Origin of the sequence: Bellilinea caldifistulae (assembly GCF_001306055.1) — a bacterium.
Taxonomy (GTDB): Bacteria; Chloroflexota; Anaerolineae; order Anaerolineales; family Anaerolineaceae; genus Bellilinea; species Bellilinea caldifistulae.
Window position 1 is genome coordinate 22210 of sequence record NZ_LGHJ01000012.1, and the last position, 26608, is coordinate 48817.

At 54.3% G+C, this 26608-nt stretch carries 30 protein-coding genes and 1 other RNA gene; 21 read left to right on the top strand and 10 right to left on the bottom strand.

The annotated features are described in order from the left end of the window. Positions 1-57 precede the first annotated feature (57 nt). From AC812_RS06095 to AC812_RS06135, 9 genes are all read left to right on the top strand, one after another. Positions 58-1149 (top strand): urease accessory protein UreH domain-containing protein, encoded by a 1092-nt coding sequence (locus AC812_RS06095; protein WP_061919144.1) that lies wholly within the window; start codon positions 58-60, stop codon positions 1147-1149. Between the two features lie 5 nt (positions 1150-1154). Further along, the gene (locus tag AC812_RS06100) at positions 1155-1364 is read left to right on the top strand and encodes a heavy-metal-associated domain-containing protein (protein WP_061919146.1); all 210 of its coding nucleotides are present in this window, start codon (positions 1155-1157) and stop codon (positions 1362-1364) included. Between the two features lie 150 nt (positions 1365-1514). Beyond that, positions 1515-2435 (top strand): alpha/beta fold hydrolase, encoded by a 921-nt coding sequence (locus AC812_RS06105; protein ID WP_061919148.1) that lies wholly within the window; start codon positions 1515-1517, stop codon positions 2433-2435. 36 nt (positions 2436-2471) lie between these two features. Continuing rightward, complete coding sequence (locus tag AC812_RS06110) at positions 2472-3065, top strand: YIP1 family protein (protein WP_061919150.1); 594 nt, start codon at positions 2472-2474, stop codon at positions 3063-3065. 23 nt (positions 3066-3088) lie between these two features. Beyond that, entirely contained in the window at positions 3089-3706 is a 618-nt protein-coding gene (locus AC812_RS06115) for a ribonuclease H1 domain-containing protein (RefSeq protein WP_061919152.1), read from the top strand. A gap of 51 nt (positions 3707-3757) precedes the next feature. Further along, complete coding sequence (locus AC812_RS06120; protein ID WP_061919154.1) at positions 3758-6319, top strand: GAF domain-containing protein; 2562 nt, start codon at positions 3758-3760, stop codon at positions 6317-6319. Further along, positions 6316-6954 (top strand): response regulator, encoded by a 639-nt coding sequence (locus AC812_RS06125; RefSeq protein ID WP_061919155.1) that lies wholly within the window; start codon positions 6316-6318, stop codon positions 6952-6954. The genes AC812_RS06120 and AC812_RS06125 overlap by 4 nt, the downstream gene beginning before the upstream one ends. A gap of 197 nt (positions 6955-7151) precedes the next feature. Beyond that, positions 7152-7577, top strand: coding sequence for a hypothetical protein (locus AC812_RS06130; RefSeq protein ID WP_145962590.1), 426 nt, complete (start codon positions 7152-7154; stop codon positions 7575-7577). Positions 7578-7579: 2 nt separating this feature from the next. Then, positions 7580-7960 carry a response regulator gene (locus AC812_RS06135; RefSeq protein WP_061919159.1) on the top strand — a complete coding sequence of 127 codons (381 nt, stop codon included), beginning with the start codon at positions 7580-7582 and terminating at the stop codon, positions 7958-7960. A gap of 10 nt (positions 7961-7970) precedes the next feature. On the opposite strand, the gene AC812_RS06140 is transcribed toward AC812_RS06135, so the two are convergent. Next, positions 7971-8483: a sirohydrochlorin chelatase gene (locus AC812_RS06140; protein ID WP_082149212.1), complete on the bottom strand. Its 513-nt coding sequence runs from the start codon at positions 8481-8483 to the stop codon at positions 7971-7973. On the opposite strand from AC812_RS06140, the gene AC812_RS06145 reads away from it, so the two are divergent. From AC812_RS06145 to AC812_RS06175, 7 genes are all read left to right on the top strand, one after another. Further along, positions 8458-8751, top strand: coding sequence for a DUF7672 family protein (locus tag AC812_RS06145; RefSeq protein WP_061919163.1), 294 nt, complete (start codon positions 8458-8460; stop codon positions 8749-8751). The genes AC812_RS06140 and AC812_RS06145 overlap by 26 nt on opposite strands. A gap of 40 nt (positions 8752-8791) precedes the next feature. Beyond that, positions 8792-9274, top strand: coding sequence for a HEAT repeat domain-containing protein (locus tag AC812_RS17535; RefSeq protein WP_061919165.1), 483 nt, complete (start codon positions 8792-8794; stop codon positions 9272-9274). A gap of 11 nt (positions 9275-9285) precedes the next feature. Then, positions 9286-10368, top strand: a complete 1083-nt coding sequence (locus AC812_RS06155) for a L,D-transpeptidase family protein (RefSeq protein ID WP_169787264.1) — start codon at positions 9286-9288, stop codon at positions 10366-10368. 7 nt (positions 10369-10375) lie between these two features. Further along, positions 10376-10903, top strand: coding sequence for a hypothetical protein (locus AC812_RS06160; RefSeq protein WP_061919169.1), 528 nt, complete (start codon positions 10376-10378; stop codon positions 10901-10903). 126 nt (positions 10904-11029) lie between these two features. Then, positions 11030-11758 (top strand): hypothetical protein, encoded by a 729-nt coding sequence (locus tag AC812_RS06165; protein ID WP_061919171.1) that lies wholly within the window; start codon positions 11030-11032, stop codon positions 11756-11758. A 122-nt stretch (positions 11759-11880) separates the two neighbouring features. Beyond that, positions 11881-11980: signal recognition particle sRNA small type (gene ffs / locus AC812_RS06170), an RNA gene on the top strand. Between the two features lie 17 nt (positions 11981-11997). After that, a complete protein-coding gene (locus AC812_RS06175; RefSeq protein ID WP_061919173.1) occupies positions 11998-12882 on the top strand; it encodes a class I SAM-dependent methyltransferase in 885 nt (294 codons plus the stop codon). Positions 12883-12885: 3 nt separating this feature from the next. Here the strand turns inward: AC812_RS06175 and AC812_RS06180 are convergent, their stop codons facing one another. After that, complete coding sequence (locus AC812_RS06180) at positions 12886-13632, bottom strand: class I SAM-dependent methyltransferase (protein WP_061919175.1); 747 nt, start codon at positions 13630-13632, stop codon at positions 12886-12888. A 107-nt stretch (positions 13633-13739) separates the two neighbouring features. Between AC812_RS06180 and speD the strand changes: the two genes are divergently transcribed. After that, entirely contained in the window at positions 13740-14114 is a 375-nt protein-coding gene (gene speD, locus AC812_RS06185; RefSeq protein WP_061919177.1) for an adenosylmethionine decarboxylase, read from the top strand. A 10-nt stretch (positions 14115-14124) separates the two neighbouring features. Beyond that, positions 14125-14952, top strand: a complete 828-nt coding sequence (speE, locus tag AC812_RS06190) for a polyamine aminopropyltransferase (protein ID WP_061919179.1) — start codon at positions 14125-14127, stop codon at positions 14950-14952. Between the two features lies 1 nt (position 14953). Here the strand turns inward: speE and AC812_RS06195 are convergent, their stop codons facing one another. Both AC812_RS06195 and AC812_RS06200 read right to left on the bottom strand, forming a co-directional pair. Beyond that, positions 14954-15664, bottom strand: a complete 711-nt coding sequence (locus AC812_RS06195) for a ubiquinone/menaquinone biosynthesis methyltransferase (RefSeq protein ID WP_061919181.1) — start codon at positions 15662-15664, stop codon at positions 14954-14956. Then, complete coding sequence (locus AC812_RS06200) at positions 15654-17339, bottom strand: GAF domain-containing sensor histidine kinase (RefSeq protein ID WP_061919183.1); 1686 nt, start codon at positions 17337-17339, stop codon at positions 15654-15656. Before AC812_RS06200 ends, AC812_RS06195 begins: the two co-directional genes overlap by 11 nt. 161 nt (positions 17340-17500) lie before the next feature. Here AC812_RS06200 and AC812_RS06205 point away from each other — a divergent pair, with 161 nt between their 5' ends. Next, positions 17501-18313, top strand: coding sequence for a CDP-alcohol phosphatidyltransferase family protein (locus AC812_RS06205; RefSeq protein WP_061919185.1), 813 nt, complete (start codon positions 17501-17503; stop codon positions 18311-18313). Positions 18314-18829: 516 nt separating this feature from the next. Further along, entirely contained in the window at positions 18830-20212 is a 1383-nt protein-coding gene (locus AC812_RS06210; RefSeq protein WP_062158835.1) for a hypothetical protein, read from the top strand. Positions 20213-20276: 64 nt separating this feature from the next. Here AC812_RS06210 and lysS read toward each other — a convergent pair whose 3' ends face one another. Together lysS and greA are read right to left on the bottom strand one after the other, a co-directional pair. Continuing rightward, positions 20277-21806, bottom strand: coding sequence for a lysine--tRNA ligase (gene lysS, locus AC812_RS06215; RefSeq protein ID WP_061919189.1), 1530 nt, complete (start codon positions 21804-21806; stop codon positions 20277-20279). 89 nt (positions 21807-21895) lie between these two features. Further along, entirely contained in the window at positions 21896-22360 is a 465-nt protein-coding gene (gene greA / locus AC812_RS06220) for a transcription elongation factor GreA (RefSeq protein WP_061919191.1), read from the bottom strand. Between the two features lie 232 nt (positions 22361-22592). Between greA and AC812_RS06225 the strand changes: the two genes are divergently transcribed. Then, a complete protein-coding gene (locus tag AC812_RS06225) occupies positions 22593-23819 on the top strand; it encodes a TolB-like translocation protein (RefSeq protein WP_061919193.1) in 1227 nt (408 codons plus the stop codon). A gap of 47 nt (positions 23820-23866) precedes the next feature. On the opposite strand, the gene AC812_RS06230 is transcribed toward AC812_RS06225, so the two are convergent. Genes AC812_RS06230 through AC812_RS06245 form a run of 4 tightly spaced genes read right to left on the bottom strand, consistent with a single transcriptional unit; the run spans position 23867 to position 26589 of the window. Next, positions 23867-24412, bottom strand: a complete 546-nt coding sequence (locus AC812_RS06230) for a 2-oxoacid:ferredoxin oxidoreductase subunit gamma family protein (protein ID WP_061919195.1) — start codon at positions 24410-24412, stop codon at positions 23867-23869. A gap of 12 nt (positions 24413-24424) precedes the next feature. Next, positions 24425-25192 carry a thiamine pyrophosphate-dependent enzyme gene (locus AC812_RS06235; RefSeq protein ID WP_061919733.1) on the bottom strand — a complete coding sequence of 256 codons (768 nt, stop codon included), beginning with the start codon at positions 25190-25192 and terminating at the stop codon, positions 24425-24427. Positions 25193-25215: 23 nt separating this feature from the next. Then, the gene (gene vorB, locus AC812_RS06240; RefSeq protein WP_061919197.1) at positions 25216-26334 is read right to left on the bottom strand and encodes a 3-methyl-2-oxobutanoate dehydrogenase subunit VorB; all 1119 of its coding nucleotides are present in this window, start codon (positions 26332-26334) and stop codon (positions 25216-25218) included. 9 nt (positions 26335-26343) lie between these two features. Then, a complete protein-coding gene (locus AC812_RS06245; RefSeq protein WP_061919199.1) occupies positions 26344-26589 on the bottom strand; it encodes a 4Fe-4S dicluster domain-containing protein in 246 nt (81 codons plus the stop codon). Between the last annotated feature and the right edge of the window lie 19 nt (positions 26590-26608).

A 26608-nucleotide genomic window follows, 5' to 3' on the forward strand; every position in this document is an offset into this window, starting at 1 on the left:
TTATATAAAACAAATCCCCTTCTCCCTTCAACGCAAAAGGTTACAGGTGATCTTAAGATGAACATATTGCTCGCATTTGTCACCGGATTAACCACCGGAGGGTTGAGTTGTCTGGCGGTTCAGGGCGGTTTACTGGCCAGTTCTCTGGCAGGCCAAATTGAAAAAGACCTCCAGCAGTCTACTGCTCAAAGCCGCAAACGCTCCCGCCAAAACCCGTCTGCCGGCTCAAAACCTCGACTGGCCAGGCCAATCCTTGTGTTTTTATTGGCAAAGCTGGTGGCTTACACCATTTTAGGATTGTTTTTGGGCTGGGCTGGGCAGCTCCTTCAACTCTCGCCCTACATGCGCGCTTTTTTGCTGATTGCGGTGGGCATTTTCATGCTCGGTTCCGCTCTGCGCATGTTGAATGTCCATCCCATCTTCCGCTACTTTGCCTTCGAGCCGCCGCCGGCTTTGCGCCGCTGGCTGCGTCGAAAAGCCGGCAGCAGCGCCGATTCACCTTTACTTACCCCTGCTCTGCTCGGCGCGGTGACCGTCTTGATTCCCTGTGGTGTCACTCAGGTGATGATGGCAGCCGCACTGGCTACCGGCGATCCCCTGCAGAGTGCCGCGTTGATGTTTGCTTTTACCCTCGGCACTTCACCACTCTTTTTCGCGGTTGCCTACTTCACAACCCAAATCGGTGCCCGGCTAGAGCGGTACTTTATGCGCTTTGTAGCCATTGTGGTTTTACTTTTGGCAATCGTCACCATTGACAGCGGCATTGCTCTGGCTGGTTCCCCTGTTTCGCTGACTCGCTGGTTTAACCAACAGTTGATGGGCAATGTCCAACCCGGTTTGGTTGATTATCAACCGCTGGAAGGCGGAAATTCCCCAGATCAGGTCATCACCATTCGGGTCCAAAATTACGGGTATGAACCCACCTTCATCCGTGCCGAAGCCGGCGTTCCCACTCGCTTACGGTTGATTTCAAAAGATGTGTATTCCTGCGCCCTCGCCTTTACCGTGCCCTCGCTTGGCATCCAGGAATTATTGAAACCCACCGGTATTACCGAAATTGAAATCCAACCTCAACAGGAAGGTACCCGCCTGGCTTTTTCCTGCTCGATGGGGATGTATGGCGGAGTAATCCTTTTTGAGGATATGTAAAACCCATGAAAAAGAAAATCACCCTGCAAATTCATGGCATGGAATGCCCCAATTGTGCCATGAAGCTGGAAAGCATCGAGGACCGGTTGAAAGGCGTTCTCCGCGCCGAAGCCAGTTATCACAAAGCCCTCCTTACGGTTGAATTTCAGGATGAACTGACCAGCGAAGAAGCCATTCGGGCAGAAATCGCACGGCTTGGCTATCAGGTCGTCTGACCAATACTCCTTGGAAATACTACCCAACAGTCCGGGGCAAAAATCAACCTTTTGCCCAATGGCCTATTTCACTTTCGCCGGATGAGTTAAAAACGCTCCTTACTTATACTGGCAAGCATACCTGATTCTCAGCAAAATGGAGTGTTGTCTATGCTTGCCAGAGTTACAAATCCGAATATCCACGCCGAAACCCACACCATTGAAATTGAACCCAATGCGAACCTGTTTGTAAAGATTCTCCGTTGCGAGCCGGTCAGCCATCGTACGGCAATTTACATTCACGGCGGCGGAAACGGCGGTAATCACACCCTCATCGAACGACCGTCCCGCCATCTAATTGACAAAGGTTTTTTTGATACTATCATCCTCCCGGACAGGCGTGGTGACGGCGCCAGTTCACCTTTGCCCCGCAAGTTTTCGGTCAGAGATCACGCCCACGATATGCAACGGGTGCTGGATGCGCTGCAAATTAACCAGCCGATTACAGCAATGGGAGTATCGTACGGTGGACCCATTGCACTCGATCTGGCCGCCATTGATTCACGCATCGAGCGAGTAGTACTGGTAGCATCCTCACCAACCCTCAGTTCCAACAATGGCATTGCCCGCTTTTTGCTCAAAACCGGGTTGCTGAAAATGATGCTCAATCTGTCTTCGACAATGTATCTGGGTAAATTGCCACCCGCCTATGCCGACTTTGACTCCGCTTATGAGGCAACCAGCCAGCGTCAACTGGTACAGGCTTATCTCGAAGGACTGAAACGCACACCGAAAACTTACAAGACCTCTTTTCAATACGCATTAGAAGCCACACTGGATGAATCCCAGGCTGGATTGGACGAAAATATCACTTTGAATATACCGGTCATTCAAATTATCGGTGAAAAAGATGAAGTTTGGGGCAGCGACTTGCTTCCCGAATATTTACAGCGCTTTCCTGACTACAAACAATACCGCGTAGCGGGTGGTCTCATACATAAAGACGTATTCCTTAAGGCTGAGTTATTCCAGAAAGTTTTAGAGACGGCCCTTGTTGAATGCCCGAACAACCTTTCCGCTCCACAACGATAATTTTTCTGGATGGATCTTCTACGGTGAGGATTTAAGATGAAATCTACATTGTCTCCGTTTTTCAGAGTAATATTCACACCAGATGATTTCTTTGAGGAAATTCGCCACTTAAATAACTGGAAATTACCTTTAACCCATCTCCTCCTGCTTGCGGTTTGGCTTTCCCTTGGCTCGGTCATTGCCTGGAGTTTGGGGGTGGATGGCGGAAATCCGATTAATTCATCCCTCGGTGCCCAGATGGATGTATATCCGTACTGGAAAGATACTCTTTTACCCCAAATGGGGATGTGGTCATATCCGATTGCAATGGGCTTGATCATACTCGAAATGCTGATCATCACTATAATTTTCACCCCATTGATATATCTGGTATTTCGATTTTTGGGAGGCAGTCCCCAGTCCCATGGGATGCTTTGCGCTTTTCAAGCCTTTGTCTACGGGTTGACTCCGACAGCATTTGGTGGTTTTTTACCAGTAGCAGGCTTAATCACCGGCGTTTTTGCTACTCTTCTTCAATTCCAACGCGGCCCTTCTATCACACTGCAAAACCGTAAGTGGGGAAGTTATGTGCTTGTCGTTATATTTCTGGCTTATGCCATCTACCGTTACTGGAATCGGGAATTGATTTGAGGTTTCCCGGTATAATCTTATATATGCCAGATAAAAAATTTTACGTGGTCTGGAAAGGACTGAAAACCGGCATTTTTAGCAATTGGGCGCAATGTGCCGAAGCGGTAACCGGATTTTCGGGGGCGGAGTTTCTCTCGGTCACAACCCTCACCGAAGCCCACGCCGCTTTGCGTTTTCCGAGCCGCAAAGCTTATCAGACCTACCGTCAGGCGCAAATCTCCGCCGGGGTGGCGCCTCCCCTGGCAGAAAGCTACTGTGTGGATGCCGCCTGCAGCGGGAATCCGGGTCTGCTGGAATACCGCTGTGTCCATACCTCCACCGGAAAAGAGCTTTTCCACCAGGGCCCTTTTGAAAATGGGACAAACAACATCGGCGAATTTCTGGCTATTGTGCACGCTCTGGCGCTGCTGAAAAAGAAAGGCATTACCAGCCCCATTTACACCGATTCGGAAATTGCTTTGCTGTGGGTGAAAGAGAAAAAGTGCAAGACCAGGCTAAAACCGGATCAGACCAATACCCGCCTGTTCGAGCTGATCCGGCGTGCCGAAACCTGGCTGCAGGAAAACACCTTTGAAAACCCCCTCCTCAAATGGGATACCGAACACTGGGGACAGATCCCAGCCGATTTTGGGCGGAAATAGCCCATCGAATGTTATGATTCAAATAGACCTTCTCAAATCCCTTCCAATAAAATGAAAGCCCGTCCTTCTTCCGGCTCAAATCCTCTGGAATCCCTGTCCCCTGCTCTGCTGGAATTGGTGTTTTCCCAAATTCCCATCGGTGTGGCCATTTTCGACACCGGCTTTCGGCTGGTGCGCTGTAACCCCGCCTTTGCTCAAATGGCGGAACGTTATACCTCACTCACCCCCGAAGAATTCAAACCCGGACTTTGTCTGCGCGAATACACACCCGGCGGGCGAGGTTTCTTTGATCTTTCCCTTTCACAGGTTTTGCAGGGTGAAACCTTACGAATTGAGGCTTTTCCGGTCGAAAATGGCGGCATGGTGAGTTGCTGGGATGCGATTTTGGCCCCCATCTTTCAAGAAGAGCAAGTCATCGGCATTCTGGACATCCTCACCGATGCAACCGAGCGCGCCCGGGCGCTGGAAAAAGAACTCGAAACCCAGACCGCCCTGAAATTGTTGGTGGAAAATGCCCGTCATTTTGCGCTTTACCGCATTGAACTCGATCCACGCCATCCGCTGGGGGGTAAGGTAATTTTTGTCAGCCCCTCTCTCAAAGACATTGTAGGCATTGACGATCCATACAATTTCGAGCATTGGTTTGCCGGTATCCACCCTGAGGATTTAGCCCGCGTAAAAGAAGCCAATCAGCGCTCGATCCGCTTTGGTGAACCTTACGATCAAATTGCCCGGGTCTTTCATCAAAAGAAGAAAGAGTGGGTCTGGCTACATACCCTTTCAAATCCCCAGCGGGATAAAGAAGGACGGGTCACTCACTTTGACGGAATGATCATTGATCTGACCAATCAGGTCACCCTCCATGAGGCCGAACGCCGGCAGGCGGTTGCCGAGGGTTTGCGTGAGATTTTACGCCTGATCAATTCGCATCATCCGCTGGCTGAGGTTTTGCAAGTCATCGCCCGGCAGGCCAAAGAATGGCTGCACGCCGATTCCACCATGATTCGTCAGACTTTCGTCGAGGAAAACCGCGTTCGAACGGTGGCACAGTGTGATCTACCGGCAGATTTTGACATCATTGCTGAAACGCCCTTTTATCAGGGTTTAACCGACCAGGCCTTGATGGATGGGGATGTGGTCATCATTGAAGATATCCCGTCGGTCTACTCCCCCCGGCTGGCACGTCCGGAATCCAGCGATGACCCGCTTCTCGCCGCCGGCCTTGCCGCCACGCTCAAGTACTATCACAGTCTTTTGAAGACGCCCCTCTTCATTCGTGGGCAAATTTTTGGCGCAATTACTTTTCATTTTTCCCAACCCCGCAAGTTCACCGATGAGGACATTCAACTGGCGCGCATGCTTTCCGATCAAACTGCCCTGGCCATTGAAAATGCCCGCTTGTTCGAAGTTGCCGAGCGCCGCCGTCAGATTGCCGAAAGCCTGCGCGTCATTCTTTCCATCCTCAACACCGAACGCCCTCTGGATGAGGTGTTACACGCCATCGTCTCTCAGGCTCAACAATTACTGGGTGCAAAAGCGGTTGCCGTCCACCGCCTGGATACCGAGAAGAAACTCCTCATCCCCGAAGCTTCCGTTGGGCTCTCACAGGAATATGTCTCTTCCATTCACCTGCCGTTGGGGCAGGGTGCATTGGGAATTGCCGTGCTGAAGCGTATGCCTGTACAGGTAAACGACACCACCGCTGTTTTTTCCGGTAAAAGTGTGCAATCCGCCGAGGGAGAAAATATTCGACTGGATGAGGGGCTGGTTTACAAACTTCAACAATTTGCCGATCGCTACGGCGCCGTGTTAGCCGTGCCGATGGTGATCAAATCCCAAATTTACGGCGGGCTGGCACTTTATTACGCCAAACCGCGCAATTTCTTGCCCGAAGAGGTGGAACTGGCCGTCACCTACGCCGATCAAGCCTCGTTGGCCATTGAAAACGCCCGGCTCATTCAGCAGGTCAAGGAAACGGCCGTGCTGGAAGAACGCAGCCGTCTCGCCCGTGACCTGCATGATGCAGTCACCCAAACCCTTTTTTCCACCACCCTGACCGCCGAGGTGCTCCCGCGCATCTGGGAGAAAGATCCACAGGAAGGGCAGAAAAAACTGGAAGAATTGCGAGAGCTGACCCGCGGTGCGTTGGCCGAAATGCGCACCCTGCTGGTTGAGCTGCGCCCCGCTGCAATGCAGGATGCCGAATTAAACGACCTGATCCGTCATCTGGGAAATGCCTTCATCGCCCGTGCCCGCATTCCCCTTTCGCTGAGCATTGAAGGCAATCAACCCCTGCCTCTGGAGGTCAAAATTGCCTTTTACCGGGTTGCTCAGGAGGCTTTGCACAACATTGCCAAACATGCCGAAGCTACTCAGGCGTGGGTTAATTTGAATTACACACCCGCCGGCGTGCATTTGACCATCCGCGATGACGGCATCGGTTTTGATCTGAACAAACTAAAACCAGACCATTTTGGCCTGGGCATCATGCGCGAAAGAGCCCTTCAGGCAGGTGCTCAATTTTCAGTGGAAAGCCAGCCGGGCAAAGGCACAACCATCACCCTTTTCTGGCAAAAAGCACAAAATAACGAACGAGGGGAGAATCGTTTATGAGCGAGCAGAAAAAAATCCGCATCCTGATTTGTGATGACCACAGCGTAGTGCGGGACGGCTTGAAATCGTTTTTGAGCATTTACGAGGATTTTGAACTGGTCGGTGAGGCTCGCAACGGAGAACAGGCGGTTGCGCTGGTCAATCAGCTCCAACCGGATGTTGTCCTGATGGATTTGATGATGCCGGTGATGGATGGCGCAGTCGCCACCCGCCGCATCAAGGAGAAGTTTCCCAAGACGCAAATCATTGCCCTGACCAGTTTCAAAGAGCAGGAACTCGTCAAAGGCGTGCTGGAAGCCGGCGCCATTGGCTATTTGCTCAAAGACCTTTCCGCCGATGAGCTGGCACGCGCCATTCGACTGGCTTACGAAGGCAAACCCACCCTTGCGCCGGAGGCAGCCGAAGTGCTGATCGAGGCTTCCCGTCCGCACCAGCGTAAAGTGGGAGACGACCTGACCGAGCGAGAACGCGAAGTGCTTGCTCTGATGGTTGAGGGATTGAACAATCAGCAAATTGCGGAGCGCCTGGTTGTCAGCCTTTCGACCGCCAAATCACATGTCAGCAGCATCCTTTCCAAACTGGGGGTAACAACCCGCACGGAAGCCGTCTCGCTGGCACTCAAGCATAAAATCTAACCGCGAAGACCTTCGACCTATGCCCCTGCCCAGCCCGGTTTTCCGTGCTGGGCAGGCTTTTTTAATCCATCCTATCCTTTTGGCTAAGGAAAGTTCCATCCTCCGGGCAGGTTGAATTCCCACTCCTCGCAGGTGATTAATCACCGATGATCCGCTACACTGAACCTGAGCAAAATATACCTTTTAAGGAAAATATCATGGATCACATCGTGTATGTAGATACCCAATCGCGAGAGATGGAACAATTATTGAAGGGTGAAAAAATCATGATTGTGCGCACCGCCAGCGGCCGAAAAATTCCCTTTAACCGCGTGGAAAACGGAGATCGTTTGTTCTTCACTCAAAACAACGGTGAGGGGTTGATTCTCGCCTCAGCGCTGGTAAAACAAGTCACTCAGTTTGGCCCGGTCAATCGGGAACTTTCCTTTGAAATCCTTAAGAACCATCAGTCCCAGCTAAACCTTTCCGAAAGGCAGTTCAACCGTTGGGGTGGCAAAAGATATTTGGTGCTGGTAGAAATGGATTCTTTGCAGAAAATTCACCCATTTAAATTCAATCGGAGCGCCTTCCACAACATGGACGATTGGCTGCCGGTTGGAAACATTGAAACGGTGAAAGAGTAGCCATGAAAATCATTCTGGCAGATGATAACCCCGAAGTCCGCACGGCGCTCCGGCTGATCCTCGAACATCAGCCCGATCATCAAGTCCTCGATGAAGCGGATAACGTGGTTCGGCTCTTGAACCTCACCACTCAGTACTGCCCCGAAATTCTGCTGCTGGATACAGACTTGAACGGCCTGAAACCATGCCGGGATGACCGCGGATTAATCGAATTACTGGAAACCCTGAAATTGATTTGTCCCAATCTGGTGATTGCCGCCCTGTGCAGCGGTCAGATTACCGGTAAGGAAATCTGGATTGGGCAGGTCAATGCCGTCTTCTGTAAGAGCGATCCGCCGGATTCACTCCTGAACTGGCTCAAGAACCCGTTTGGCCCCCGTTGAGGCACGAGTCCTATTCCAAAAACCGGCTTACCTGAGCCGATAAAAACCGGGCAATTTCCGTTTCTTCAAACGGCCAGGCATAAATCAAACGGATTGCGGGAAATTCGGATTGAAGTTTTTGGATTTGGGCAGGAATCTCATGCTCAGCATGTTCACCGCCGCGGGTCATCATGGGAGTAACCACGGCAATTCGTTGAAAACCCTCTTCCACTGCTCCTTTCACCGCCTCTTCCAGCGTCGGCGCACAAAACTCGTTGAAACACACCCGCGTTTCCAGCCCGCTTACGGCTTCGAGCTGTTGGGCAAGTGAAAGGCTGGCTGCATGAAAGGGGTCATTTTCGGCTGTCCGCGGCCAGTTGCGCATTTTTCGATCCAGCTCCGCATAGCGGATTTGGCTGGCTTCGTCCATGCTGTGCGGGGCAGTTTCAAGCCGCGCGTGGTATCCAAAAAGTTCCGCCAGTTCCCGTTTGGGAAAATCATTAGGTGGTGAGCCGTGCATGGCAAGGATTAATATCGTTTTCATCTTCACCCTTTACAATAAACCTGTGATATTACTGAAAATCCTCTTGATCGGTTGGATCATTCTGATTGGGGCAATCATCCTGAACGGATTGGCTGGGGTGCTGGGACTGACCACCTGGTACACCTTTCTGGGGAAAATCGCTCAGCAAGGCTGGCCTTCCACCTTGCGCCAGACCCCAATTATAAGTCATCTGTTCCTGTTTTTGATTTATCCACTCCTGTTGGGCGGTTTGGCGTGGCTGGGGTTGAAGTTGTTCCGTTTGTGGTAAACCGGACAAAGCAGGTGCAACCCTGAGGTACAATTCGGACATGGATGATTTTCTGCCTGAACCCTCTCGAATATCGGAAAACGGCCTGACCGCCGAACAACGCCGGACATTGGAAGGTCTGCTTTTTATCCTGAATCATGAATCCAACACCCACCTGCGCTTGAAAGCCGTACGCGCCCTCAGTCGTTTCGAAGAGATGAGTGCGCTGCGCACCCTCGCCGAACTTGCGCTTTATGAGGAAGATCAACCCGTTCGACAGGCAGCTCATCAAGAACTGGTCAACCTGTTTGGCGAGGAAAGCGATGCCTTTTTAGAAAGCATCCGCAGCGAATTTGAAGGTCAGGAAGAAGCCGAAGATGACCCCTTCCCCTTTTCATCGCCGCGGATGGATCCAATCATCTCCCAACCCGTGTCGGAGTATTCGTTTTCACCGGTCGTACAGGAAGAACGGACACCCGTTTGGGTATGGCTGCTGATTGTATTATTCGTTTTTGGAGGCATTTTATTATTTGTTTTGAGATGATAGGAAACCAGATGAACAGAGGAACACTCTCAAGAAGGGATTTTTTAAAATGGAGTGCAGCGGCTCTGGCGGGGATGGCTTTTCAGCCCAGGCTGGTCTGGCAGCAACTGACCGGGGAATGGCCGGATGCCGAACGCTTGGGCCGGGTGACTTCCGGCAGAGTCTCCATCTGGTCAAAACCGTCCGCCGAGAGCCAGCAGCTGAAAACCATCTACGACGATCACATTGTTGTGTGGCTGCGCGAGGTCATCGGCGAACCACCCGGCCTGACCCTCAGTCGGCGCTGGGTTGAAACACCGGAGGGTTACATCTACGCACCGCGCCTTCAGCCGGTGCGCTACCTGCCCAATGAACCTGTCAGCGACCTGCCAACCGGACCTCTGGGTAGGGGCATGTGGGCAGAAGTCACTGTTCCCTATCTGGATGTCACTCTCCACAATCCGCCGGCTCGCGCCCCATGGTTGAAAGAGGCTCAATTCCCGCGTCTGTATTACAGCCAGATTTTCTGGATTGACGACCTGCGCACCGGCAGCGATGGACAGGTGTACTACCGGGTCACCCAAAAGTACGGCTACGGTGATATTCTGTGGGCGCCGGCGTTCGGCTTCCGCCCCCTGACCCGCGAAGAACTCGACCCGATCCACCCGGAAGCGGAAGACAAGCGCATTGTGGTCAATTTGAATTACCAAATGCTGTCCTGTTTTGAGGGCAGTCGTGAGGTGTACGCCTGCCGGATTTCATCCGGTGCAAAATTCGACAAGGACGGAAACCCGACCGAAAAATGGTCAACACCGGTCGGAACCATGCCGACCTGGCGCAAGCTGATTTCACACCACATGAGCGGCGGGGTGAGCGGCAGCGGCTGGGATTTACCCGGCATTGCCTGGACAATCCTCTTTTCCGGCAACGGTGAGGCGATCCACTCCACTTTCTGGCACAATGACTTTGGCACACCCCGTTCGCGCGGCTGCATCAATGCCGCTCCCGATGATGCCAGGTGGATCTTCCGCTGGTCCGAGCCCCATATACCCTACGATGTCGGCGAGATGACCATTTCCATGCCGGGCGGCACCAAAGTGCAGGTCATCGGGTAACTCCGCCATGCCGGTGACTCCCTTTCATTTCGGAGCAGGTCTGGCTGGCAAAGCGGCGCTACCACGCCGATTCGGGCTGCTGGCTTTTTGTGCTGCCAATATCATCATTGATGTTGAACCGCTTTATTACGCCCTTACGGGCCAGTACCCGCTGCACCGCTTTCTTCACACCTTGCCGGGCGCGCTGGTCGCTTCACTGTTGACCGTTGTCCTGTTCTGGCTGATGAGATCTGCATGGACATGGCTGCGTCTGAGCCAGGATTTGATTCGGTTGGAATTGCATCCGTCAGCCGTCTGGCTGGGCGCATTGAGCGGGGCGTTCAGCCATGTGCTTTTCGACAGTGTGGTTCATGGGGATGTTCATCCCTTCTCGCCGCTTTCTCAGCTCAATCCGTTTTTGGATTGGTTCACAATCGGTCAGGTTCAAGGCTTCTTAACCCTGCTGGGGTTCTTCGGCATCGCAGGATGGGTATTCCGCACCTTTCTGCGCCCTTCCAGAAAATCCGCCTTTGAACCCTTCGATAAAAATCCATGATCCTGCCCACAGCCCCGATGGAAGCCAGATATTTTCCCAAACAGGTTCAGCCACAAGATGTCCACCAAGAGTTGAGACATTTCCTCCCCCCATCCAACGGCGAGCAGTGGTAAACTTATCTCGGCCATGAACCGTTCCAGTCCCATCACTTCATTACTGGCGTTTGTACTTTTTAGCACAGGGCTTGCAGCCGGTTTAATCTGGTGGGGCAGTAGTGCCTGGGCCGATCTGGAAGCCTCGTTATTTGACGCCTCCATCACAGCCGATGTGGTCTTGAATGACCTTCGCTGTCCGCAATATATCACACCGGAAGAGATTGCCGCCGTTTCCATACGCGTGCAAAACCCCACCGACCGCATCCTGCGTCAGTCGGCGCGCATTCACATCAGTTACGGCTTTGTGACTCTCATGCGCGAAGAGAATATCCTGCTGGAAATGCAGCCGCGTGAAAGCCGTCAACTGGAATGGTATGTTACCGCCGACGATGTAGCCTGGGGTCGGCTGGTGCTGGTACGCCTGCACCTGTCCCGCAGTTTTCCGCTCCCCAGCCGCACCGCCACCTGCGGAATTGTGCTGGTCAATCTGCCGTGGCTGAACGGGAATCACATTTCCTTGCTGCTGGCCGGTATTACCCTGGCAGGCACAATCGGCGGCTGGCGGTTGTATCTCAAAGCCAACCAACCCCTGACGAACCGTCAGCGCAATGTGGCCGCTTTGATGCTGGCGTGGACGATTTTATTGATTGCGGGAAACCTGCTGGCACTTTTGGGTATCTGGATCGCTGCCGGTGTATTGTTCCTGCTTTCGATTATTTTTCTGGTCATCAGCCTGACCTACCTGATTTACCCGGTCTGAAAGATCCATCCTCCTTTTTTGTGAGCAAAGTTGTTTTGTGGGTTGATTCTGGATTTTGAGCCGCTTTCCGAATTTTTTTGATTGACAGAGCAGTCCACCTGCGGTATGATAAGCCCGCGTCCGGGTGGGACCGGCGCGGCAGAATCCGCCGAACCCTGTCAGGTCCGAGAGGAAGCAGCAGTAAGGTGGTCACTCTGGGCGCCGCCGGCAAACCTGCCCGGCGCACTCGTTAAGCCAAGATGACATCACAACCCCCCATTTGCGATTACGAAGGTTCAGACTATCAACAGCGCTTCTGGGAGCAAGGAGGACGCGCCTACGAAGATGCGGTTGAGGCGGTTGCCCTGCGCCGTTTACTGCCTCCCAAAGGCCGGCTGATGCTGGAATTGGGCGCCGGAGCAGGACGCAACACCCCCCGTTACGCCGGTTTTGAACAGGTTGTCCTGCTCGATTACTCCCGCACTCAGTTGGAGCAGGCTCGCGCCCGGCTGGGCGACGGCCCGCGTTATCGCTTTGTGGCTGCGGATATTTATCATCTTCCTTTTGTTCCTTCCCTGTTCGACGGCGCCACCATGATCCGCACGCTGCATCACATGGCCGAACCCCGCCGCGCGCTGGAAAATGTGCAACGGGTATTGCAGGATAACGCCGTCTTCATCCTGGAATTTGCCAACAAGCAAAATCTAAAAGCCATTCTGCGCTACTGGTTGCGAAGACAAACGTGGAGTCCTTTCAGCCCGGAACCGGTTGAGTTTGCCCCTTTGAATTTTGATTTTCATCCTGCAACGGTTCGTTCATGGCTGCACCAGTGTGGATTTGCCATTGAACGAACCCTGACGGTTTCGCACTTTCGGTTTGACCTGCTGAAACGCCTGATCCCGCTGCCAATCCTGGTTGGCATGGACAGTCTGGCACAATGGAGCGGCAACTGGTGGCAGCTCAGCCCAAGCGTTTTTGTCGGTTGCCGCGCGAAAAAAGACTCTCCATCCCGCCCGGTCAACGGATTCTTTGCCTGCCCGGTCTGTCAAACCCCGCTGGAAGATACCCCACCGCTGATCACCTGCCCGAACTGCGCCCGACAGTACCCGGTCGAAAATCAGATTTACGATTTTCGGCTGAAATAGACCTCATCCCCTCCCGGCTGTCTTCTCAATCACCCAGAAATGCGACAAACCGAAAATCCGCAGGGGTGTCTTCTCAACCGATTGCAAGATAAAACGCAGCAACCTGCCCGCCCAACCAAACCGCTGAATCAGGTTGTCGTATGCCCCAAAAATGACGGTGCGGTGAATCACCTTGACCGGTAAATCCGCGAACAACCGTAATAAATCCGAACGGCTGTAAACCCGCACATGCGGCGCCAGGCGATTGCGCAAGGTGCGCGGCAGATAGTTGATCAATGGAATGTTGCCAAAACGGTATTTACCCTGCCAGTAAATTCCGTGGGTTTCAAACGGATAGCCGCGGTTGGGGCAGAACAAAACCAGCCGCCCGCCCGGTTTCAGCACCCGCACCATCTCGATGATCGCCTGCCGGTCATCCTGCACATGCTCAATGACCTCATGGCTCAATACCAGATCGAAGGTATTCTCCGGCAGAGGCAGAGCCTCCCCCGCCCCGCAAATGACCTGCTCGGAACGTTGATGCGCCTCTCTGGCGCGTTCATGCTCAATATCCAGTCCAACCGCTTGAACGGCATTTTCCGCAAGCCGGGCCAGGTACATCCCTACCCCACAGCCGTCCACAAAGATGCGTCCCTTCAGGCGTTCGCCGGCAGCCTCGCGGATCATCTCTAACCGGCGCTCCTGGCCTGCCCGCCACACCTGGGAAGGAACCCCGCGTTCGGCGGCTTTTTGCAAGATGCTGTTTTCCATATCGCACAATCCTACCACGAATTTTCCCCAAAGGATTGACAAACAGGGGGTTTTATCCGAAAATGTAGCCCTCAAATTCATTCTATTTTCAGGAGGTGACGGTTCAAGTGAACACCCTTAAGCTTGGCGAGCATTTTATTTGCGATCTCTCGGAATGCGACCGGGAGCTTTTGTTGGACGCCGAACGCGCCAGTGAGTTATTCACCCGCGCTGTGGATGAAAGCGGTCTGACCATCGTGAATAAAGGATTTTACAAGTTTAATCCGCACGGGTTTACCTGTTTTCTGTTATTGGCTGAATCCCACGCCAGTTTACACGCCTGGCCGGAATACGGGTACTGTGCGATTGATCTGTTCACTTGTAACCTGAGCCTGGATATTTCTCCTCTCGTTGGACGATTACAGGACCTTTTCGGTGCAAAACATTGCTCGGTGTATCATCTGGATCGGGCTGCTGAAGTAAGTGAGCCGGTATTGATCTGAGGCGATGAAGATGAGCAGCGTTTGGTTTACAGAAGAATTACACCCCTATTACCGCAAAGCCTTGCGGGTCAAAGCCATTTTAGAAGACGAACAAACTCCCTACCAGCACATACAGGTGCTGGACACCGAGTTTTTTGGCAAAACCCTGATTCTGGACGACATCATCCAGCTAACCGAGCGGGATAATGCCGGCTATCATGAGATGATCACCCACATTCCCATGCTGGCACAGGGTTCCCCCCGGCGGGTATTGATTGTCGGCGGCGGAGATGGCGGCAGCCTTCAACAGGTTTTGAAGCATTCCTCCGTGGAGGAGGCCGTCGTTTGTGAGCTGGATCGGCGAGTGGTGGAAGTCAGCCGCAAGCACTTCACTCAATTTGGCGACCCGTGGAGCGATCCGCGCGCCAGACTGGTGATTCAGGATGCCTTTACCTACCTGGAAGGCGGCCGCGAAAAATTCGATGTGATCATTTCGGATACCACCGACCCAATCGGCATGGCTGAGCGTCTGTTCAGCGAGGAATTTTACCGCCTCATGTCGGCCGCCCTCAACCCCGGCGGGGCAATCGCTACCCAGTGCGAACAGCCCTTCTTCGATACGGCGCTGATCCGTGAAATTTACTCATTTGCCAGAACTCTGACGCGCCATCCTGCCTACTACTACGCTCACATCCCCACCTACCCCGGCGGCGGCATCGGCTTCATGTACCTGTCAGATACGCCATGGCAGGAAGGCCTGAAACGCGACTACCCCCAGGGATTGAATTACCTCAACCGCGAAGTGCATCAGGCTGCATTTGCGCTGCCGGAATTTTTCCGGCGTGAGTTGTACGGCTGATTCAGCCCGGTTTGACGGCTTGATGAATGGCCACCACCCCAAACAGGTAACGGCGGAAAGTCACCTGTCGAAAACCAGCTGCTTCTATCGTCTGCGCCAGCGATTCAGCTCTTAAGAAATTCTCGCTGGAGGCTGGCAGGTACACATACGCATCCCGTTCCCCGGTGATGATTTGACCGAGCAGCGGGATGATCTGCCGCATGTGAAAGCGGATGAAGGGAGATAAAGGGCTTCTTTGCGGTGGTGGGGTTGTATCCAGCGCTGCCCAGCGTCCGCCCGGTTTAAGCACGCGGTATTGTTCGGCAATCGCCCTCGGCAGGTCGGCTACATTGCGTAGCAAAAAACCGGAAACCACCGCATCAAACGTTTCGTCGGGGTAAGGCAGGTTCAATGCATCGGCAGCACACCAGACCAGCCCGCGCAGATGGCGCGGTTGACCAGCCAGCATCATCCCCAGGGTAAAGTCCGCCGCTACCGAAAGGCATTCCGGCTGCTGACGCAAGGCTTCGCGGGCAATATCTCCCGTGCCCGCCCCCAAATCCAGTAAGCGCGCACCGGGCTGAAGCCGTACCAGGCGGATGATTTCTTTCCGCCAGCGCACATCCTGACCGGCGGTCATCAGGCGGTTCATCAGGTCGTAACGCGGGGCAATCCGGCTGAACATCCCCCGCACGCGGGACGCCTTATCGCTGCTGCTCAGGTCATTCCTCATTACGGATCGGCACCCAGGCTAAAATGGTTGTGCCGTTGCCCGGTTCGGAGGTGATCTCCACATCTCCGCCAGCGTTACGGGCACGGGTGTGCATGTTCGAGAGGCCGTGTCCAATCGTCATCTGCATTTTTTCGAGGTCGAATCCCCGTCCATCGTCATTGATTTCCATCAATGCCCGCTCCGCTGAAAGCCAGAGGGTGATGTTCACCGTCCTTGCGCGGGCATGTTTGGCAATGTTGGCCAGGGCTTCCTGACAAATGTGAAACAGGGCAACCGCCTGCGCTTCGCCCAGCACCGCCATTTCCTCATCCGAGCCTTGCAGGTTGACGGTCAGCAGGGTATTGGCACGAAATTCCTGAATCAACCGCCGGATGCCCTGCATCAGGTTTTCGTTCCGCAGCTGACGCGGGCGTAAATCCAGAATATAGGCACGAATGTCCCGAATCGTGCTATTCAGATCGCTGATGGCCTGTTCAATCCGCTGGAGCATTCCTTGTGGGTCCTCTTTGACCAGTAAGCGGGCATGTTCCAGGGTCAGGCCGACCGCGTAAATGGACTGGATGATACCGTCGTGCAAATCCATGCCAATACGCTCCCGCTCCTCCAGGACTGCCAGACGACGGCCCTGCAGATTCAAACGCACGTTTTCAATGGCGGTTCCCACCCACGAACCAATCGTCGCCAAAAACTGTACTTCCATCTCATCCAGCGGACGGGGATGGCAAGATGCCACGCACAAAACCCCCAAAACACCCTGGCGGCCGTTGATCGGCAGGCAGGCAATCTGATGGAATTCTCCCATCAAAACATCCGCGTGCAAATCGGCTGTGCCGGTATCGCTCAGGGAGATGATATGAGGCTGGTTGTTTTTGGCAACCCTCCCAATCACCCCCTCCCCCAACTGGTATTGATCTCTGGCAAACAAGGATTTTGCCTGATGTCCACGGTGCAAAACCAGTTTGAGGGTGCGGCTGTTTTCCATGCGCAGGTACACTTCGCCCACCTCGATTTGCAGATAATCCAGCACCTGCGTGAGGGCTTTATCCACAATCTGGTCAATGTCCGCCGAGGTTGCCAGGGTTGAGGCGAGTTCGTTGAGCAGCGCCAGGTTCTCGTTGCGGCGGGTGAGAATACGATCACGTTGAATCAGCTCCTGATACATGCGCGCATTGGTAATCGCCACCGCCGCATAAGCGGCCAGCATTTCGATCAACAACTGATCTTCTGGGGTAAATTCGGGAGCATCAATTTTATCGGTCAGATAAATCTGCCCAATATGCCGGCCGGCGTGACGAATAGGCACCCCCAGGAAGGAGGACATGGGCGGATGATTTGGCGGGAATCCGACACTCCGCGGGTCGCTGGAAATGTCTGCCACTCGAATCGGCTGCTGAGAGTGCATCAGCGCTCCAATCAAGCCCAAACCGCGTGGCGGGTGGGCCATGCGCGCCAGTTCTTCTTCGCTCATCCCAACCGGAATAAAGGATTGCAACTCACCATCCGGCCCGATCACCCCCACAGCAGCATAACGCGCCCCGGCCTGTTCACAGGCCACCGATGCGATTCGTTCCAGTAAAGTTTCGAGAGAGATTTCCTGAACCAGTTGTAAACTGGCTTGATGGAGTGCCAGTAAACGTTCCTCTAATTGCTCCCGAGTTAATTGTAATCCGCTCATACAACCCTTTCCCTATCTTCCCGATGTATTTTACTCGAATTGTCCACGATCCGCAATTTCACCGGGTTCGACAGAATCGGCGATAATTTTAGAAATTTAAGGGGTCGCAATATCGGCTGGAGCGGGCTATAATAAGGATGAGGGAAGGAAGGAGATACCATATGGACGAACAACAACTCAAAAATCATCAACGCATCAACGACATTCTATTTGGTCCGCTCGAACGACCAGCCCTTGCCTGGCTGGCGCGCAAAATGCCGGCCTGGGTCACCCCCGATCTGTTGACCGGCATTGGTTTTGCCGCCAGCATATTGATTTTTGTTTCGTACTGGCTGACTTCGATCAGCCATTACTTCCTCTGGCTGGCTTCGTTCGGCTTTGTCCTCAACTGGTTTGGGGATAGTCTGGACGGCACACTGGCGCGTTACCGCAAAATCGAACGCCCGCGATACGGGTTTTTCATTGATCATGTGACAGATACCTTCAGTGAAATTCTGGTCTTCATCGGGATTGGGCTTTCGCCGTACGTGGACTTTCGGGTGGCGCTGATCGGTCTGATCAGTTACCTCAATATCTCAATTTTGGTGTACCTGATCATGGTCACCAAAGGGGTATTCAAAATCTCATTGTGGAAAATCGGCCCGACTGAAATCCGCGTTATGGCCATCCTCGCCAACACCATTGTCTTTTTCGTCGGCAATCCGGCCTGGATTACACCGCTCGGAGAAGTCTCGTTATACAACACGATTGTGCTGTTCGTAGCAGCGTTGCTTTTGGTATTCTTCATCTACGAAGCTCTGCACACCGGCAGCGAGCTGGCAAGAGAGGATGATTTCTCCCGCCAGCGCCGTGAAGAGCGCGAGCGCCTGCGGGAGGCACGCCGTGCCCAGAAAGAACACGAGAAGATGATGCGCAAGGCACGCAAAGCCAGCGCTTCGCGCAAGAGCATTACCGGCGGCATATCCTCGGACTAGAACAAACCAAACAAAAACCAGCGAACTTTGTGTTCATCCACTTTACTGAGACCGAATCGGTTCAATCGCCCTCCCGATTCGGTCTTTTTGCAATTCGTCAATCCATTATTTATATTATTGATAAAAATAATAACAAATTATTTACCAAAATTCTATAAAAATTATAAGATTTTCTAACCATTTTCCTATTGATCGCTTATATCTTACCCTTTATAATACGGATAACAAACCAAATAACCAGGGTTCACGCCTGAAGGCGGCGATGATCTGCGCAGAGGAAACTGGTCGCTAAACCTCGTAGGGAGGAACGATGCGCAGGGAGCCAGAGCGAAACCGGCCTGATCAGGCAGTGAAGCCAGACGAATTGGAGGCGTTGAAGCGTATGTCATAATCTGGTCGCTTCTCTCGGTTATGAGAGGGGCATACGCAGAGCCAGTAGCGAAACCGGCCACACCAGTATTGGTCGGTTGTTTTAATTTTCATCATCATAGTTCGCCTTTGGGAGGGCAACACATTATGAAACACAAAACCAATTTTTATCGTTCACTTTCCAGATTGACATTCTCCATTGGAAGCATCCTCCTGATTGTTGGATTGCTGCTGGGTATGTTCCCCCAACCGGTCAGCGCAACGGTTCCGCCGGAATGGGACAAAAGCTCATTGAAGTTTAAGTCTGGTTGCACCGGCAATTGTACAGTGGTTAAAGCCAAAATTTGCAACACCGGCAGTGGTGATATGGCAGGCTCAACTACCTACGAGGTGTACTGGGCGGCCAGCGGCAACCCGAAATCTGGAAAGATTGTCGCCACAGGCACCGTTCCGGCTTTGGAATCAGGCAAATGCACCGAACTGACTTATGATCCCAAGACCAACCCGAACGGTTCAGCCGGGAACTATATGTTCAAAGCCTATCAGCGCCCCGGCCATCCCGGCGCTGGCGAACTTTGGAGTGATCAGTGCAGTGTTGGCCAGTGCAGCCTGCCTACAGCCACGCCCATCACCCCAACACCAACGCCGATTTCACCCCTCTCGTTATCCTACACTTGCACCGATGGCGGTCAGCTTTGGCAAGTTACCAATCCGAATAATTTTGACCTGAATTACACCTGGAGCTCCAGTACTGGTGATAGTGGAAGCAGCACAGTCCCCGCCAATGATTCCGACAATTTCTTTATCAGCGGGGAAGACAGTATGACCGTCACGGTCACTTATGAAGGCGGCTCGGTAAGCCAGACCTCCGAAGCCTGCCCCAAACCTACCGAAGAGCCAACTGAAACTCCCACCGAAACCCCGGTGGTCAGCGAGACGCCCTCGCCCACCCCTACCGACCAGCCCACCGAAACCCCGGTGGTCACCGAGACGCCTTCGCCCACCCCTACCGACCAGCCCACCGAAACCCCGGTGGTCACCGAGACGCCTTCGCCCACCCCCACCGACCAGCCCACCGAAACCCCGGTGGTCACCGAGACGCCCTCGCCCACCCCTACCGACCAGCCCACCGAAACCCCGGTGGTCACCGAGACGCCCTCGCCCACCCCCACCGACCAGCCCACCGAAACGGTGACGCCAACCGAGAAACCAACCGATACCGAAACTCCGCCGACCAAGACGGTAACCCCGGTAGGCACCGATGAACCCGGAAGCCCCACTCCGGAAATCACCGAAACCGCGGTGACCACTCCCCAACCGACCAGTTCTGGGCGTGATGAAGACCGTGACCCGCAGCCACCCGCCACGCTGGCACCGCCCTCTGGCAGTAACACCTCATTGCTGATCCCCGTCACAGGTGGTGACTTAAGCCAGCCCAAGCCCTTCGGCTCCACCAGCCTGCTGCTGATCAACTTTGGTCTGGCCTTGCTCGGCTTCGGTCTGATCCTCAACGGTCTCGGACGGCACTAATCCGCTTCAAACCTCAACAAAAAAAGCAGGGCTTGCTCAAGGCAGCCCTGCTTTTTTCTTTCACTCAATCCTCGTCCCTTTCGCGCAAATGCGGGAAGAGAATCACCTCACGGATGGTACGCCGATCGGTCAGCAGCATCACCAGCCGGTCAATGCCCATGCCAAACCCACCGTTGGGCGGCATTCCGTAGGACATCGCCCTCAGGTAATCCTCGTCCATGGGATGACGTTCCTCGTCTTCTTCCTCATAAGCACGGCCCATTTCCAAAAAGCGTTTTTCCTGTTCCAGCGGATCGTTTAACTCGGTGAAGGCGTTGCACAATTCCATGCCGCCAATGAACCCTTCAAATCGTTCCACCGTGGTTGGGTCGCCCGGTTTGTTCTTGGCCAGCGGGGAAATGTCACGGGGGTAATCGTACAAAAAGGTCGGTTGAATCAGGGTAGGTTCCAGAAAGTCTCCCAACAGGGCATCAATCAGTTTACCGCGCGGGGCATCCGGTTTGACCGGTATATTCCGGGCGCGCATGGCTTCCGCCAGCGATTCGGTGGTGGGATGCTCGGCGATGTCAATCCCCACTGCTTCGATCAGCCCCTGTCGTAAAGAGAGCCGCCGCCACGGCGGGTTGAGGTCAATCGTATGACCGTCAAACTGGATCACCCGGGTGCCCAGCACCGAATCGCAGATGTAAACCAGCATCTCCTCGGTCAGGGTCATGACTTTTTCGTAATCGGCATAGGCCCAGTAATATTCCAGCTGGGTAAATTCCGGGTTGTGCTTGAAACTAACGCCCTCATTGCGAAAGTCGCGCCCGATTTCATAAACCCGCTCCAGCCCGCCCACCAGCAAGCGTTTGAGATACAGTTCAAAAGAGATGCGCAGATACAGGTCTTGTTTGAGTTGATTGTGGTGGGTGATAAAAGGACGCGCCGCCGCACCCCCATAAATGGGCTGCAAAATCGGAGTTTCCACTTCCAGAAAACCACGCGCATCCAGAAATTCGCGAATCGCTCGAACAATGGCAGCCCGTTTACGGAAAACCTCGCGCACCTCCGGGTTGACCGCCAGGTCGGCGTAGCGCTGGCGGTAGCGCGTTTCCGGGTCAGTCAGGGCGGCATGACGAACCACCTGCCCGTCCACCACCTCATCTTTGGCAGCCGGCAGGGGAGAGATGGCTTTTGCCAGCATGCGAAAAGCATGGACATGCAGAGTAATTTCGCCGGTGCGGGTGCGAAACAACACGCCCTCAGCCTCGATAAAATCACCAAGGTCGAAATACTCGTTGAAGAACGCCAGTTGTTCCTCTCCCAGTTCATTAACCCGCAGGAACAGTTGAATCCGTCCGCTGCCGTCTTCGATATGCGCAAAGGTGATTTTGCCCATCGTGCGCACCGAACGGATGCGCCCGGCCAGTGTGGCACGCACCGGCAGCAGATCAGCGCCATTTTGGGCATTTTGTTCCATCGCCTCAAATTCCTGAATGGCCTGGGCAGCCGTATGGGTGGGATGAGCGCGGGTGGGATACGGTTCAATGCCCTGCTGGCGAAGTTTGAGCATTTTTTCCACACGAATTTTTTCCAGATCAGATAATTCCATGAGATGAGTTTCCTTCTTTTCGCTGCTTGATTTCACAAAAAAGCCCCGCCGGCTTGTTCAGCGGGCGGGGCGGTTAACCGACCCCCGGGTTATTCCACCTTGACGATGGTCACCCAGAACGAACCCGCCGGGGCATCCACCTGCACCTTATCACCCGGCTTATGATTGAGCAACGCCTTACCCAGCGGGGACTCGTTGGAAATTTTGCCCTCGCTCGGATCAGCCTCGGCTGCTCCAACAATACTGTAGGTTTCCTGCGTATCGCTGCCTTCTTCCTGAATGGTTACCCGGCAGCCGACCTGCACGCTATCCGCCGCAGGAATTTCATCCACGATTCGGGCGGTTGCCAGCAGGATTTCCAGCTCCTTGATGCGGCCTTCCACAAAAGCCTGTTCGTTTTTTGCCGCTTCATATTCTGCGTTTTCGATCAGTTCGCCCCCTTCCATGGCTTCGTGCAGACGCTGGGCAATTTCCTGCCGGCGCTGAGTACGCAGATACTCCAGTTCCTCCTGTAGCTTTTCAAAACCCTCTCTGGTCAGGAATGAGGTTGGCATGTTATCAATCCTTTTTCGGTGCGGTTGGTGAGTTACGGGCTTCCCCCACACGCCCACTGACGAGGCTTAAATGAAAGAAAATCACTCCCTGGGAGAGATTTTCGGCTGTGGTGAGAAAATCATATCATAAATTGTTTTGAATTGCAAGTTTATCGCAACTCAGGCGCATCTCGCTGATGTATAATCCAATTGATCCAAGCCACTTATGTGGGTAATTTATCGGAGGTGTCCCGTGAAAACGCAGAGTATATCCTTTTCTTTTATCGGGTTGTTGATGATACTGATGATAGCCCTCTCGGCCTGCCTGCCGGGTCTGCCGTCAGGTGGCGAACCAACGCCGGATGCGTTTGCAACCGTCTACGCCCAATTGACCAGCGAGGCGGGGGAAGTCACCACCGTGCCGCACAGCCCGCCTGCCACCGAAATGCCTCTCCCTACCCTCACAGAAACCATCCCCACCGCGGTGCCAACCCCAGTCGGGTTGTATCGCAGTTTTGTGGCATTGCGGGACGGACGGTTCGTCGCACTGGATTTCAACGGTAATCCGCTGGGTTTTGAAGCCGACATCAGCGGCATCGAGGGGGTTGGCGCTTATAACACCTCCATTTTCCGCGATGGATTGGCATACTCGCGCTTCGAGGATGGCACGGTGACCGTCATCACCAGCACCGGCCGGCGCACACTCGATTTCATCCGTTCCGAAAACCCGATCAGCGCCCGCATCAGTCCGGACGGGACTCAGATTGCCTGGTCTTATCAGTTCTGGGGTGAAAGCGCACCTTCCTCCGAGATCTGGATTGCCAATCTGGATGGCAGCAATGCCCGCAAGATTGATGAAATCGGTGAAGAAGAAAACCGCGAACGCTGGCTGATTCTCCACCCCCATCGCTGGTTGCCGGATGGCAGGCTGTTGTATGCCACCCAGCCGACCGGTATTGGCGGTTACATCCTGTATGGTGATTGGAACGGTATGCGTCTGTACGACCCGATCAGCGGCACGACTACCGTGCTGGTCAGCGACGAGGAGCGGCTCGGCTTGAGCCTCAGTTCCATTTCAAATGATTTGAGCATGGCAGCAATCAGCGGTAATGGTGTACGCGTGCGCCGCCTGGGCAGCAGCGTTGAGGTATTGCTGCCCCCATCGGCTGGACTGACCACCTGCGGGGACGGAAGATTTTCACCCTCGGACGAGTGGCTGGCATATGCCTGCGGCCGCAACAACCCGGAAGACGAAGCCGGGCAAGTCTTGCTTGCCCCGGTGGACGGCAGCTTGACCCCTCAAGTATTATTCGACGACCCGGCTAATGCCCCGCATGTCATGGGCTGGGTTGACGAAAACACCATCGTAATTCAGACTTTTTCGCGCTTTGAATACGCCGGGGAAGTCTGGCGCGTTCAGCGCGATGGCACCCGTCTCACCCGCCTGACGGAGGGTATTTTCATCGGATTTGTGCCATGAGGCAAAAAAAAACTGCCCTCCCTGCTTAAGAGGGAGGGCAGACATCCCTAAACTTTTTCCGCCAGATAGCGCGCCCCCTCACGCAGCGCCTGATAGTTCTTGGGCAGCAATTTGTGATGACGCTCCGGCAGGTGTTCCTGTAAGGCTTTCTCAATCGCTTCGATGCTCAAAACCGGTAAATTCGCGAGGAAAGCCCCCAACATGACCATGTTCGCCATCCGCCGGTCGCCCAATTGTTCGGCAATATCATTTGCCGGCACCAGCGCCGCCTGAATGTCCTTTCGTTCGGGGGTACGGTCAATGATTGAGGAATTGACCACCAGCAAGCCGCCCGGCTTGACCAGCGGTTCGTACTTATCCAGCGAGGGGCGGTTCATCACAATAGCAACCTGCGGGTTGCGCACCACCGGCGAGCCGATTTCCTCATCGGCAATGATCACCGTGCAGTTGGCCGTGCCGCCGCGCATTTCCGGCCCGTAGGAGGGTATCCAGGTCGTTTCCAGACCGTTGTCCATGGCGGCATAAGCCAGCAACTGACCGGCAAACAAAATCCCCTGCCCGCCAAAACCAGCAATGATGATTTCGGTTTGCATTGCGCCCGCCTCCTATATTTTCAATTCCGCGACAATCGGGTGAACTTTATAGTCCCCAATCGGGTAGTAGGGGATCATGTGTTCTTCTAACCAGTGCAGCGATTGCACCGGTGTCATGCCCCAGTTGGTCGGACAGATGGAAAGCAGCTCGATCATCGAGAAACCCAACCCGCGTACCTGCACTTCAAAAGCGGTGCGGATGGCTTTCTTTGCCATGCGGATGTTTTTGGGGTCATGCAAGCTGCGCCGCACCACATAACTGGCACCTTCCAGGGTAGCCAGTAACTCCGAAGCGCGCACCGGATAGCCCTGAGTTTCCACATCCCGTCCTTTGGGGCTGGAGGTGGTCTGCTGGCCCGGTAACGTGGTGGGCGCCATCTGACCGCCGGTCATCCCGTAATTGGCATTGTTGAGGAAAAACACGGTAATATTTTCACCGCGGGCAGCCGCGTGGACAATTTCGCCCATGCCAATCGAAGCCATATCGCCATCGCCCTGATAAGTCATCACAATCCGGTCGGGCAGGACGCGCTTAATCCCGGTTGCCATGGCCGGGGCACGCCCGTGGGGAGCCTGGACGAAGTCAAAATCAAAATAGTTGTAGGCAAACACCGAGCAGCCGACAGAGGCAACCCCAATCATCCGCTCACGCAGGCCCATCTCATCAATCACCTCAGCGATCAGGCGATGGGCAACCCCGTGTGTGCAACCCGGGCAGTAATGGGTGGCGCACTCTTCCAGCGATTGCGGGCGTTGATAAACGACAACTTCATCAAGCATCACCATGGTTTTTCGCTCCTTTCCTAATTGCTGCGAGGCATCCGCGCCAGCCAGCGATCGCGGGGGTGACCATCCTGAGTCAAAGGCTCCCGACTCAGGCGGCGGATCTCTTCCAGCACCTCATCCGGCATGGGGATGATGCCACCCAATCGTCCGTAAAACTCCACCGGAACCCGGCCGCCGACCACACGGCGAACATCCTCCAGCATCTGACCGGAGTTCATTTCAACCACCAGTATACCCTCCACTCGTTGGGCCAGTTCGTCCAGTGCCTTAACCGGGAAGGGTTTCAGGGTGATCGGACGCAGCAAACCCACAGGAATGCCCTCCGCCCGGGCAGCACGCACAGCCGAGAGAGCCACCCGTCCAGCCGACCCAAAGCCGACCACCACAAAACGGGCATCCTCCAGATAATAGCCCTTGAAACGCACCTCATTGGCTTCCACCTGCTGCCAGCGGCGCAGCATCCGTAAATTGGCGGCTTCCTCATCCGGCGGATCGAGGTAAATTGAGGATAACACCCGCCGCTCACCGGGGTGTTCAACCATGCCGCGTACCGCCCAATCGGGATATTCGGTTTTGAGCGGACGCATCGGCGGCATTTCAGCCGGTTCCATCATCTGCCCGATACTGCCGTCAATCAAAATGACCGTAATGGCGCGGTATTTTTCTGCCAAATCGAAGGCCTCGTAGGTCAGGTCAACGGACTCTTGAATGGAAGCCGGTGCAAGCACAATTGCATTGTAATCGCCATGACCGCCGCCATGCACAATCTGGTTGTAATCGGACTGAGCGGGGGCAATATTGCCAAGGCCCGGCCCACCGCGCATGACATCCACCAGCACAATCGGCACTTCCGTGCCGGCGATGTACGAAATCCCCTCCATCATCAGGCTGATACCCGGGCTGGAAGAGGAGGTCATCACCCGCGCGCCGGTGCAGGCTGCGCCGTAGACCATGTTGATGGCGCCCAGTTCACTTTCGGCCTGAACGAACGCGCGTCCCAGTTCCGGCATGCGCGCCGAAAGATACTCCAGCAATTCGGTTTGAGGGGTGATGGGGTAGCCAAAATAGGCCTGTAAGCCGGCCCGCACCGCCGCCTCAGCAATCGCATTGTTGCCCTTCCACAGTTCTCTCGCCATATCCGCCTCCTATGCGGCTGCCGTTTGACGGGCTTTTGCCGCTTCACGGTACACGGTGATCGCCGCTTCCGGGCAGACAATCGCACAGATACCGCAGCCGGTGCAGCCTTCCTGCACCAGCGTGGCCGGGTGATAGCCCTTGGCAGTGATTCGCACCGGGTCTAGAGCGATAACCTGCTGCGGGCAGGCATCCACACACAGCTCGCATCCCTTACAATAAGCCTCATTGACGACAATTCGTCCCTTTACGGGCATTGCTGTTCCTCCTTTTTGG

Bases quoted from the DNA above. Each gene is read 5' to 3' on its own strand.
- AC812_RS06095 (WP_061919144.1), top strand. From the start codon at position 58: ATGAACATATTGCTCGCATTTGTCACCGGATTAACCACCGGAGGGTTG.
- AC812_RS06100 (WP_061919146.1), top strand. From the start codon at position 1,155: ATGAAAAAGAAAATCACCCTGCAAATTCATGGCATGGAATGCCCCAAT.
- AC812_RS06105 (WP_061919148.1), top strand. From the start codon at position 1,515: ATGCTTGCCAGAGTTACAAATCCGAATATCCACGCCGAAACCCACACC.
- AC812_RS06110 (WP_061919150.1), top strand. From the start codon at position 2,472: ATGAAATCTACATTGTCTCCGTTTTTCAGAGTAATATTCACACCAGAT.
- AC812_RS06115 (WP_061919152.1), top strand. From the start codon at position 3,089: ATGCCAGATAAAAAATTTTACGTGGTCTGGAAAGGACTGAAAACCGGC.
- AC812_RS06120 (WP_061919154.1), top strand. From the start codon at position 3,758: ATGAAAGCCCGTCCTTCTTCCGGCTCAAATCCTCTGGAATCCCTGTCC.
- AC812_RS06125 (WP_061919155.1), top strand. From the start codon at position 6,316: ATGAGCGAGCAGAAAAAAATCCGCATCCTGATTTGTGATGACCACAGC.
- AC812_RS06130 (WP_145962590.1), top strand. From the start codon at position 7,152: ATGGATCACATCGTGTATGTAGATACCCAATCGCGAGAGATGGAACAA.
- AC812_RS06135 (WP_061919159.1), top strand. From the start codon at position 7,580: ATGAAAATCATTCTGGCAGATGATAACCCCGAAGTCCGCACGGCGCTC.
- AC812_RS06145 (WP_061919163.1), top strand. From the start codon at position 8,458: ATGGCAAGGATTAATATCGTTTTCATCTTCACCCTTTACAATAAACCT.
- AC812_RS06140 (WP_082149212.1), bottom strand. From the start codon at position 8,483: ATGAAAACGATATTAATCCTTGCCATGCACGGCTCACCACCTAATGAT.
- AC812_RS17535 (WP_061919165.1), top strand. From the start codon at position 8,792: ATGGATGATTTTCTGCCTGAACCCTCTCGAATATCGGAAAACGGCCTG.
- AC812_RS06155 (WP_169787264.1), top strand. From the start codon at position 9,286: ATGAACAGAGGAACACTCTCAAGAAGGGATTTTTTAAAATGGAGTGCA.
- AC812_RS06160 (WP_061919169.1), top strand. From the start codon at position 10,376: ATGCCGGTGACTCCCTTTCATTTCGGAGCAGGTCTGGCTGGCAAAGCG.
- AC812_RS06165 (WP_061919171.1), top strand. From the start codon at position 11,030: ATGAACCGTTCCAGTCCCATCACTTCATTACTGGCGTTTGTACTTTTT.
- AC812_RS06175 (WP_061919173.1), top strand. From the start codon at position 11,998: ATGACATCACAACCCCCCATTTGCGATTACGAAGGTTCAGACTATCAA.
- AC812_RS06180 (WP_061919175.1), bottom strand. From the start codon at position 13,632: ATGGAAAACAGCATCTTGCAAAAAGCCGCCGAACGCGGGGTTCCTTCC.
- speE (WP_061919179.1), top strand. From the start codon at position 14,125: ATGAGCAGCGTTTGGTTTACAGAAGAATTACACCCCTATTACCGCAAA.
- AC812_RS06195 (WP_061919181.1), bottom strand. From the start codon at position 15,664: ATGAGGAATGACCTGAGCAGCAGCGATAAGGCGTCCCGCGTGCGGGGG.
- AC812_RS06200 (WP_061919183.1), bottom strand. From the start codon at position 17,339: ATGAGCGGATTACAATTAACTCGGGAGCAATTAGAGGAACGTTTACTG.
- AC812_RS06205 (WP_061919185.1), top strand. From the start codon at position 17,501: ATGGACGAACAACAACTCAAAAATCATCAACGCATCAACGACATTCTA.
- AC812_RS06210 (WP_062158835.1), top strand. From the start codon at position 18,830: ATGAAACACAAAACCAATTTTTATCGTTCACTTTCCAGATTGACATTC.
- lysS (WP_061919189.1), bottom strand. From the start codon at position 21,806: ATGGAATTATCTGATCTGGAAAAAATTCGTGTGGAAAAAATGCTCAAA.
- greA (WP_061919191.1), bottom strand. From the start codon at position 22,360: ATGCCAACCTCATTCCTGACCAGAGAGGGTTTTGAAAAGCTACAGGAG.
- AC812_RS06230 (WP_061919195.1), bottom strand. From the start codon at position 24,412: ATGCAAACCGAAATCATCATTGCTGGTTTTGGCGGGCAGGGGATTTTG.
- AC812_RS06235 (WP_061919733.1), bottom strand. From the start codon at position 25,192: ATGCTTGATGAAGTTGTCGTTTATCAACGCCCGCAATCGCTGGAAGAG.
- vorB (WP_061919197.1), bottom strand. From the start codon at position 26,334: ATGGCGAGAGAACTGTGGAAGGGCAACAATGCGATTGCTGAGGCGGCG.
- AC812_RS06245 (WP_061919199.1), bottom strand. From the start codon at position 26,589: ATGCCCGTAAAGGGACGAATTGTCGTCAATGAGGCTTATTGTAAGGGA.